This window comes from Terriglobales bacterium (assembly GCA_035487355.1).
GTDB lineage: Bacteria > Acidobacteriota > Terriglobia > Terriglobales > Acidobacteriaceae > QIAW01.
The window spans coordinates 47746-57572 of sequence record DATHMF010000065.1; the positions used below are offsets into that span (position 1 = coordinate 47746).

Annotated in this window: 9 protein-coding genes; 5 read left to right on the forward strand and 4 right to left on the reverse strand. The window is 54.5% G+C overall.

Annotated features, from left to right (window positions below):
• Nucleotides 1-117 precede the first annotated feature (117 nt).
• The 3 genes from VK738_12350 to VK738_12360 all read right to left on the reverse strand — a co-directional run bounded on the left by VK738_12350 (nucleotide 118) and on the right by VK738_12360 (nucleotide 2746).
• A complete protein-coding gene (locus VK738_12350; protein ID HTD23440.1) occupies nucleotides 118-1284 on the reverse strand; it encodes a hypothetical protein in 1167 nt (388 codons plus the stop codon).
• A 183-nt stretch (nucleotides 1285-1467) separates the two neighbouring features.
• A complete protein-coding gene (locus tag VK738_12355; protein ID HTD23441.1) occupies nucleotides 1468-1662 on the reverse strand; it encodes a UBP-type zinc finger domain-containing protein in 195 nt (64 codons plus the stop codon).
• Nucleotides 1663-1831: 169 nt separating this feature from the next.
• Nucleotides 1832-2746, reverse strand: coding sequence for a DUF5996 family protein (locus VK738_12360; protein ID HTD23442.1), 915 nt, complete (start codon nucleotides 2744-2746; stop codon nucleotides 1832-1834).
• A 145-nt stretch (nucleotides 2747-2891) separates the two neighbouring features.
• Here VK738_12360 and nagA point away from each other — a divergent pair, with 145 nt between their 5' ends.
• Nucleotides 2892-4076 (forward strand): N-acetylglucosamine-6-phosphate deacetylase, encoded by a 1185-nt coding sequence (gene nagA, locus VK738_12365; GenBank protein ID HTD23443.1) that lies wholly within the window; start codon nucleotides 2892-2894, stop codon nucleotides 4074-4076.
• A 90-nt stretch (nucleotides 4077-4166) separates the two neighbouring features.
• Here the strand turns inward: nagA and VK738_12370 are convergent, their stop codons facing one another.
• Nucleotides 4167-5174 (reverse strand): glucokinase, encoded by a 1008-nt coding sequence (locus VK738_12370; protein ID HTD23444.1) that lies wholly within the window; start codon nucleotides 5172-5174, stop codon nucleotides 4167-4169.
• 165 nt (nucleotides 5175-5339) lie between these two features.
• Here VK738_12370 and VK738_12375 point away from each other — a divergent pair, with 165 nt between their 5' ends.
• From VK738_12375 to VK738_12390, 4 genes are all read left to right on the forward strand, one after another.
• Nucleotides 5340-7223 (forward strand): glycoside hydrolase family 3 N-terminal domain-containing protein, encoded by a 1884-nt coding sequence (locus VK738_12375; GenBank protein HTD23445.1) that lies wholly within the window; start codon nucleotides 5340-5342, stop codon nucleotides 7221-7223.
• Nucleotides 7220-7486 (forward strand): ribonuclease E inhibitor RraB, encoded by a 267-nt coding sequence (locus tag VK738_12380; protein ID HTD23446.1) that lies wholly within the window; start codon nucleotides 7220-7222, stop codon nucleotides 7484-7486. Before VK738_12375 ends, VK738_12380 begins: the two co-directional genes overlap by 4 nt.
• A gap of 120 nt (nucleotides 7487-7606) precedes the next feature.
• Nucleotides 7607-8656 carry a 6-phosphofructokinase gene (locus VK738_12385; protein ID HTD23447.1) on the forward strand — a complete coding sequence of 350 codons (1050 nt, stop codon included), beginning with the start codon at nucleotides 7607-7609 and terminating at the stop codon, nucleotides 8654-8656.
• 940 nt (nucleotides 8657-9596) lie between these two features.
• On the forward strand, nucleotides 9597-9827 hold a 231-nt coding region (locus VK738_12390), incomplete at its 3' end, for a hypothetical protein (GenBank protein HTD23448.1).

Sequence of the window (9827 nt, forward strand, 5' to 3'; positions counted from 1 at the left end):
TACATTTGATTACGAAGGACACGGAATCGTGGTGTTTTCAAAGGCGGAACTCGAAACCTGAAACTCGAAACTGATTTAGAGCCTCTGCGCTCCTCCGCGTCCTCTGCGGTTTAATTCTCATTTCCGGTGGACGTAGTAAATTACGCCGCTGTAATCATCAGTCAGCAGGAATGAATCTGTCCCAATGCGCAGAATGTCGCAGGGACGGCCATATACGGTTCCGTTTTGCAGAAATCCGGTAATGAAATCCTTCGGCTTGGAGTGCTCGGTCACGCGTACGACTCGGTAGCCTCGCTGCAATCGTCGCTTCGATGAACCATGCAGCGCTACCAGAAAGGAATTCCGTAAGGTAGGGTTTTCCCCGCTGGAATCGAAATATTCGAGGCCCAGCGGTGAACCGTGAGCGGCAAAGGTGTCATAAGGAACAGGCACCTGGGCGCAATCCACCTTTTTAGTAGATGCAGCAAACTTAGGGTCGGGGAATATTTCGCCATCTTTGAAATAACAATAGGGCCAGCCGTAAGACCTCGTATCGGTTGCCTGCAGTGCACTGTTGTCGAAGGAGAACATAGTCTCATCAGGTGCATCGTCTCCCAGGTGATCGGCGCCCATGTTCGTGGCAAAAAGCGTGCCGTTGATAAAACGAAGGCCCACAACATTGCGCAGCCCTGAGGCAAGGATGCGTGCATGCTTGCCGTCAGGATCCATGGTGGAGATGGTCGCGCGGATCTCTTCTTTTTCCTCGCAGGCATTGCAACTGCTGCCCACTGAAATATACAGCTGCCGCGGGTTTCCGGTGTCGCTGAAAACAATAGTGCGTGTCAGGTGCCAGCCGCCATATTTGTAGCTTAAGCCGTAATCAGGATAGGTCGCCAGAACCTCCGGCTTGGAAGAGGGCGTGGTCTCGCCTAAACGAAACTTGTAGCGCTCAAGTTTGTCAGTAAGCGCCAGGTAGAGCCAGTTTTGGCCGGCCGGGTCGGTGTAAAACGCGGTACTGTTGGGATTGCGTAAGTGCTCAAGATAGGGGATGACGTGGGCAATCTTGCCGGTACTCGCATCAAAGCCGTCCAGGATGTATACCGTGCCCTTGGAATTGTCGCTCCGGTCGTACATATCAGTGACAAAGATTCGCCCGTCGGGAGATTTGGTCATGAAGCGCACACGCTTCAAGCCTTCTGCCGCGACCGAGATGTCAAATCCTTCGGGAAGATTCAGAGAAAATGTCTTGCCGCTCTGCAGAGTTATAGCGTGGGGCAGCAGTTTAAGCTCAGCTCTCTTTTGCACCTGCGCGGGCGCAAGAACACCCAGAAAAAAAAACAAAGCGAATAGAGAACAATAAACGGCGGACGAAAACTTACAAGATATTTGAAGTTTGATCACGGTTGGAATCCAGCCTCACATCCAATGTAACAAAGTCGTGATATCGCAGAGGTTGGAGTCCAGGTTATCTGAGGTTTTCACGCAGCCCTAAATCTCACCGGGCATAATTTCATCCACGTAGCACCATATCCAGCTCTCTCCGGGCTCGATGGACCGCACCAGCGGATGCGTTGTCGCATGGAAATGCTTCGTGGCATGCTTGTTCTTCGAAGAGTCGCAGCACCCGACGTGTCCGCAAATCAGGCACAATCGCAGATGGACCCACGTGTCTCCAATTTTCAAGCATTCTTCGCAGCCGTGTTTACTGGTTTTTCTGAACTTGATTTGATCCAGATGAGTGCATTCTTCCGGCATGGCCGTTCCTCCTCGACAATTTGCTCCTTACTTGACATTAACATAAATGCAAATTCAAGTTTGGCGAGCAATTCGGCGACGCAGCTTTGTTCGCTGCCTAAGCAACTCTCTCCAGCGACTTCCGGTCCCAGTGGGCCAGGTTTGCGCCTGCCTCATAGGTGCTTTGCAGAAAATCCATCAGGTTGGCGCGGGGAGATTGAGAATTTCGCACCGCGTCATACATCAGCAGAAACTCTTTCAATCCGGAGTGATAAAAAGCGTCAGCCGGCCGCACAACCGACTCGGCTAACCCCTGCGGCTCTGGGGCCGCGTAGGCGTAAAACGCAGCATCTTTTACGTCACCGCTTCCCGGCCAGAATCCCGCGCTGATCACTTCGTGGGAGTAGGCCTCACGCGTGATTCGGTCAGCCCCCGGCCTCTCTGGTGCGCGCCGTCCGGAAAAACGCGTCACTGCCATGTCGAAGCTCCCCCAGAAAAAATGCACCGGGCTGCTCTTGCCGATGAATCGGGCCCGAAATTCTTTCAACACCTCATCCACAGATACCAGGACCCGCCAGAAGGCGTTGGCATACGCCGCATCGTAGGAGGCATGCTGCTGGTCGTGATCAAAAGGAATCGGGTCTGGGATTTCGACCGGCATGTGCCAGATTTTTACCTCAAAGCCGAGCGCCGTGAGCGTGCTCATAAACTCCTGGTAGAAATCGGCAACCGAACGCGGATACAACCCAATACTGGTGACTTTTCCCGTATTGGTTTTCATAATGAGACGGTGGTCAATAAAATCGAACTCAATCTCAAAAATGCTTTCTCCATATGGAATAGGAGACGTGTTCAACCCGCGGGCGCTGACGTAAAGCGGCACCTCCCACCAGTGGTTAACATGTGGGCTCAGAGCCAACCTGACCTTGCCCACAATTTGCGTCCACATGTGAAGAGTGTGGTAGGTGTCAGACCACTTCTGCAGCGGAAGCGCGGGCCAAAGATCAACATCAGTTGGTTGCTTGATTTCCATATGGGCCTCTCTCATTGAAAGATTGGATGCTGTAATCCAAAACCAGGGACTCGGCGTCCGCATGGTTGTCCTAGTCGTCTTAATCTTAGTTGAAAGCGTCTTAATCTCGGCATGTTATAAAAATTCCGGTAAGATGTCCTACGACATGTCTGTACAGATCATTCGCGCAGCCCGCGCGCTCACCCCCACCGAAGAAATCATCGACGCTGCAGTAGTAATTGAAGATGGCGTCATCGTTGCTGTTGGACGAAGGGAAGGGATCGTTGCTCCCAAAGGCGCAAAAGATCATGACGCCCGCATTCATATACTGGTTCCCGGGTTCGTGGATGTCCACATCCATGGGGCTGGTGCTCGCGATGTGATGGAGGCCACACCAGAGGCGCTCAGGATTGTGGCAACAACCGTTGCCCGCCATGGAACGACATCCCTGGTGGCCACTACGGTTACGGCTCCCACCGATGAAATCTGCCACAGCCTGGAGGGAATTGCACGCTATATCCAGAGCCCTGCCAACCAGACGCCGCCCGATGCACCGCTTGCACAGATGACGGGCATTCACCTGGAAGGGCCGTTCCTGAGTCACCTGCGACGGGGAGTGCATCCTCCTGAGTCTCTGGCGCTGCCCACCGTGGCAACGCTGAAGCGCTTCCTCGAGGCGGCAAATGGCAGCGCCCGTATCCTCACCATTGCCCCGGAACTTCCAGGAGCCACCGAGGTTATCGATAGCGCCCGGGACGCAGGGATGACCGTGGCACTTGGGCACACGGACGCTACCTACGACCAGGCGCATACTGGCATCGAGCATGGAGCGCGCCACGCTGTCCACGTCTTCAATGCCATGCGGCCGTTCTCCCACCGCGAAACCGGCGTGCTGGGGGCTGTACTTACCGACCCGCAAGTTACCGCTGAGGTGATTGCTGACGGCATTCATGTGGATGATCCTGCGATCCGTTTGCTCTTAGCCGCCAAGGGAACGCAACGCGTGATCCTGGTGAGTGATGGCACTGCTGCTACCGGCATGCCTGACGGGGTCTATCGCCTGGGACCATTTGAGTTCACCGTGAGCGGAGGAGTGTGCCGCAACGCTGAAGGACGCCTTGCCGGCAGCACGCTGACCCTGGACCGCGCTGTGCAGCATCTGGCTGGGCTTGGGGTTTCGCTGCGAGAAGCCGTACAGATGGCCACGCTCAACCCGGCTGCTCGCCTTGGGCTGGCAGGGAAGAAGGGCGTAATTGCTCCTGGGGCGGATGCTGATCTGGTCTTGCTTACCAGCAAACTCGAGGTTGCCGGGGTGATGACTCGGGGAGTGGGCTTTTTCATGCAATCTTGAAAACTTGAATTTTAACCAGGTTTTAAAGATGTAAGTATTTTATTATCAAGTACTTATGATTTCCTATTGCAAATTGCAATTTATTGTCTGCTAACCGGCAAGGGCCCGGTAGGCTGCGCCCCACAAGGGGGCATCTTCATTCAGGACAATATGAATTGGAATGTGGGCCAGAATGGGCGCGAAGCTGCCTTTAGCGCAAAAGGCCCGGAAGAAGGTACCATCCTGCATCTTGGGCAGAATCTTGAGGGCAATCCCGCCAGCCACATAAATCCCACCAAAGGCCAGGACCCGGAGAGCAAGGTTGCCGGCCTCAGAGCCATAAGCTGAAACCCAAAGGTCTACGGCTTCAACGCAGACCGGGCACGCGCCTGCCAGGGCATTCTGCGTGATCTCGCGGGCAACGTCACCGGGCGAGTGGTCGAAAGAGGGATGCCGCACCGAGGAATCGAGAAATTCGTGAATTGCAAGAAAACCCCGGCCAGAAAGGACCTCTTCCGAACAGACATTGGGCATGCGCTTCTGCAAAAAACGCAAGAGCTCGATTTCGCGTTCGGTGTGTGGCGTGAAATCGGCCATGCCGCCTTCGGAGGGGGCTACATGATACTTATCCCCGGTCCAATAGAGGATGGCTTCGCCTAATCCGGTGCCGGCGGCCAGAAGAGCCTTGGCGCCGTGGGGTTGGGGAGCGCCTGGGTTGAGTACGAGCAAGTCCGTGGGAGGCAAGTGGTCCAGGCTGCAGGCAGCGGCCTCGAGGTCGTTCAGCATGGCAACGCCTTTAAATCCCATTGCGTTGGCCAGGTCTTTTCCCACCAGGACCCATGGCAAGTTTGCGCTGTGGAAACGATCATCAACCACAGCTCCGGCACAGCCGAAGCCGGCGGCGGTTATGTTTTTAGTAGAAGCCCCGGATTCGGCGGCATGGCGGCAGAAATCCTGAAGCATGGCCTCGAAAGAGCTGGAGGCATAATCTTTGGTGGGGTAGCGGCGCTGGAAGATCAGTTCAAGGACAGTCCTATTTTGACGGAAGAGCGCGAGATTGCATTTGGTTCCGCCTACGTCACCGGCGAGAATTGTTTTAGGGTTTTCTATGATTGCCATGTCAGGCGATATTTACGTCTCTCAAGAGTATCTGAAAGCGCATTTTGATGGAAGCCTGCATGCAGCTATTAAAACCTTTAAAGAAAGGCGTAGAGCCACTGATTCTGGTATTGTTTTTCTGCCATGCATAAGCTTATAAAAACCTTCTTTCTCTTACTGCTGTCCATGTCCGTGCTTGCCCAAGACAAAGACAAATCGCAAAAAAACAAGCCAGTTCAGACCAGCCCGGTCCAGCTCAGCAAAGATGGCCGCAAGTGGGTAGAGAAGACGCTGAAGAAGCTCTCTTTGGAGGAAAAGGTCGGGCAGATGATCAATATCCGCTACTTTACCGACTTCCAGAACTTTGAGAGCGACAATTACAAGCAGATACGGGACCAGATCCAGAAGTATCACATCGGCTCCATGGTGCTGACGGTGCACGTGGATGGGCCTATCCTTTTGAAAAACCCGCCGCTGGAAGTTGCGGCCGTGGCCAATCAGTTACAGCGTGATTCCAAGCTGCCCTTGCTGATGGCGGCGGATTTTGAGCGCGGGCTGGATTCGCGGGTGAAGTCAGTCCCGGTTTTTCCTGACGCAATGGCGTTTGGCGCGGTCGGTAGCACGGACTACGCCGAGAAATTTGGTGCGATTACGGCGGAAGAGTCGCGAGCGATCGGCATCCACTGGAACCTGTTTCCGGTGGCGGACGTGAATATCAACCCGGCCAATCCCATCATTAATACACGCTCGTTTGGAGAGAGCCCTGACGAGGTGGGCGCGTTGGTGGCGGCGTTCATCAAAGGATCGCATGAGCATGGCATGCTGGCTACGGCCAAGCACTTTCCTGGACACGGCGATACCGGCACGGATTCTCACCTGGGTGTGGCCAGAGTGGACGGCGATCTGGCGCGTTTGCAGAAGGTTGAACTGCCACCGTTCCAAAAAGCCATCGGTGCTGACGTGGATTCGATCATGGTAGCGCATGTTTCGGCCCCTGCGCTTGATCCCGATCCGAATAAGGTTGCGACGGTTTCGCACAAAGTAATCACCGATGTTCTGAGGAACCAACTCGGATTTCAAGGCGTGGTCGTAACGGACGCGATGGATATGCGCGGGCTGACCAGCCTGTATCCGCCAGGCCAAGGAAATCCGATGGCGAGAGCTGCGGTCGATGCGGTGAAGGCAGGGAACGACGTGATCCTGTGGCCGACCGATCTGGATGGAGCGTTTAACGGTATTGTTGACGCGGTCAAGAAGGGTGAGATTACGGAGGCGCAGATTGATGCTTCGGTGAAAAAGATCCTGGAGCTGAAAGCCTCTGTAGGTCTGGATAAAAACCGTTTTGTTGATCTGCAGCAGGTGTCATATCTGGTCAGCAAGCCGGAGGATTTAGCGTTTGCCCAGCAGGTAGCAGATGAAGCAGTAACGTTGGTGCGAAACAATAATCAGGTGCTGCCCTTGCAGAAGCTGCAGGTCCCTGCGACTGAAGCCGAAATCTTTCAGGCCAACGTGAAACCCAGCAAGCAAGTGGTGGCCATTGTTATCACCGATACGATTCGTGGAGAGTGGGGGCAGGCATTCAAAGCTGCGTTCAGGCAACGGCGTGCGGACACGACTTTCTTTCAGGTGGACAATTCCGTGGCCGGAGTTTTAGCACCCGAGATCCTGCAGGCCGTGAAAGAGGCGGACAAGGTAGTGGTGGCGGCGTACATTGTGCCTACACCAGCCAAGCAGGTCTTGGTGGAGGGAAAGCTGGTGAATAGCGTAGGCCTCGAACAGGGGAGCGGGGAGCTGCTGCGGCAGATACTCGAAATCGCTGGGTCGAAAACTGCGGTGATTGCGTTGGGGAATCCGTATGTGGCGCAGAATTTTCCCAGCGTGCAGACGTATATCTGTACGTATTCCAATGCCACGAGTTCTGAGCTGAGCGCAGTCAAAGCATTGTTTGGAGAGTTGCAATCGCATGGTAAATTGCCGGTTACATTGCCGGGGATCGCGGAGAGGGGATTTTCATTGCCCTGGCCTTCGGCCGCGCAAAGCGGTGCGGCGAGTTCGGGCGGGCATGAATGAGCAAGAACGGCAGCACCGATACGGATTTCATCGAGCATTATTTCTATTTCCCAGAAAGGTTCAATGCTGATAAAGCAGCTGAGCGTCTGCAAGCAAAAGGCTGGCGAGTTCAGGTAACCAAGGGAGCTGACGAAGAAAACTGGCTGGTTTTTGCAACACAACTGTCGCCCATTGAAGACGAATTAGAGAAGCTTTGGTGGGAGCTGACTCGTTTGGCCAAAGAATTCAATGGAGAATACGATGGTTATGGCCGTCCAGGATGAATATTGCTTCGCTGTCAATGACGCAGATCACAAATAGTATCAGCGATTGAATGGACTAGGCGCGAACGCAGCAGTTGATTTAGGATAATTTATTTAAGACAACCCTAAGGACAAACTCATATGCGAATTGGAATTCTTACTGGTGGTGGTGATTGCCCCGGACTCAATGCTGTGATCCGAGCCGTGGTACGAAAAGGCATTCTTCATTACAACGATGAGTTCATCGGATTCATCGAGGGCTGGCGCGGCGTCCTGGAGAACAAGACGACCAAGCTGGACCTGAACGCTGTCTCCGACATCCTGCTGCGCGGCGGGACCATCCTGCGGACATCGCGCACCAACCCAGCCAAGCGCGAGGGCGGCTTGGCGCAATGCATTGAGACCTTCACCAAGAACAAACTCGATGCACTCATTACCCTGGGCGGGGACGATACGCAATCGGTCTCCAAGAAGCTCTTTGAGCAAGGGATCAAGGTCGTGGGCGTGCCCAAGACCATTGATAACGACCTGAGCGGCACCGACCTGTGCTTTGGCTTCGATACGGCCGTCAGCATCGCCACGGAGGCCATAGACCGCGTGCATACGACGGCAGAGGCCCACAACCGCGTCATTGTGGTCGAGGTCATGGGTCGCGATTCCGGCTGGATTGCGGTTTATAGCGGCGTGGCCAGCGGCGCGGACATCATCCTGGTGCCGGAAAAGCCATTCGATCTGGATGAAGTTGCTCAGACCCTGAAGCAGCGCAAAGAGGAAGGGCACCTGTTCGCGGTTGTCGTGGTTGCAGAGGGCGCCAAGGTTGCAGGGGGAGCGCTTGACCTGGGTGCGGCAAAGGACGAGTTCGGCCACGTGCGCCTGGGGGGCATCGGCAACCTGTTGGCCCAGGAGATTGAAACGCGCGCCGGCCTGGAAACGCGCGCCGTCGTACTGGGGCATATCCAGCGCGGGGGCACTCCTACGGCCTTTGATCGCATGCTGGCGACCCGCTACGGCGTCGGCGCGATTGACATGGTGCATCGCGGAGAGTTCGGCCACTTAGCCGCACTGCGCGGACAGGAGATCGTCTCTGTTCCCTTGCAAGAGGCCTTACAGGAAAACCGGAAGGTACCGCAGAACCTGCTGGACCTGGCTTATAGTCTGCAGGAGAAGAAGGCAGTGCTCAGTACTCGGTAGTCAGCACTCAGGCGGGGTACTTGCTGAGTAGTCAATTTCAGTGTTAAGTCATTGAAATTAAAAAACATGCACCGCATTAGGAAATGACTTGCTAGCAAGTCATTTCCTGGTTTCTGAAGACTCAGCAAAACGCCCTTCGTTTTTGGTTCGCGGTACAGCGGTCGCCGAAAGCTCCCCTCATCTAGTTTACGCAGCCAAAAACAAAGAACTGCTTTGCTACTCGCCATCGAGGGCGGTATTCGGTAGTTCAGTACTCAGGCAGGGTACTTGCTAGGTAGTTAATCTCAGGTGTTAAGTCATTGAAGTTAAACAATATACAACGCGTTCGATGAGGACTTGCTACCAAGTCATTTCTAATTTCTAAAGACTCAAACTGCGCTCGCCTTTTGGTTTGCGGGCGACAGCACCCACGTCTAAGACACGCAGCTAAAAACAGAAGAGCTGCTTTCTGCCCGTCTATCGATAGCGGTTTTCATGAACCCGTCGGGCAATTAATTTTCAAAGAACCTTAGGGCATTTTTGTGACATGCCCCCGCATTCTGGATGCGGATACACTTCCAGGAACGATGATAATCCACGTTTGATCAAGAATTAAGGTTTTGATACCACAATGGGACCACGGTCCTCGGTGGGGGAAATGCTCCACCACGAAGACTGGGATGGCTTGTGCCTCAGGGAAATTTTCAGCGACTGCAGCCCCCCGCCCTAGCAAGCTAGGGCAGGGCACCCTCGAGAGTAATTATGAGATCAACTGTTTAGCCCGGGCCACCCGCCCTGGCATTTTCGCGGTAAATCATTGAGAAGAATGGTGAGCGCGGAAGGAATCGAACCTTGGCGGACAAAACGCGTAGCGCTTACGCTTTGTCACTTGTGAATCTACTGCTCGACAGCTAACGATGTGAGGGTAAGCACGTCGAAACAAAGTCAGGAGCGACTCCCGATGCAATTGAAAAGGGCATTCCTGGTTCTCCTGTTATTTGTTTCGCCCGCTTTCGCCCAGTGGCACCCGCAGAAATCGAACACCGACGCCAGCCTGCACGGATTGAGCATCGTCAACGGTAACGTCGTTTGGGTCAGCGGCACGGGCGGGACATTCGTTCGTACCACAGACGGCGGCGAGACGTGGCAGGCCGGGACGGTCGCCGGGGCCGAGAAGCTCGACTTTCGCGAC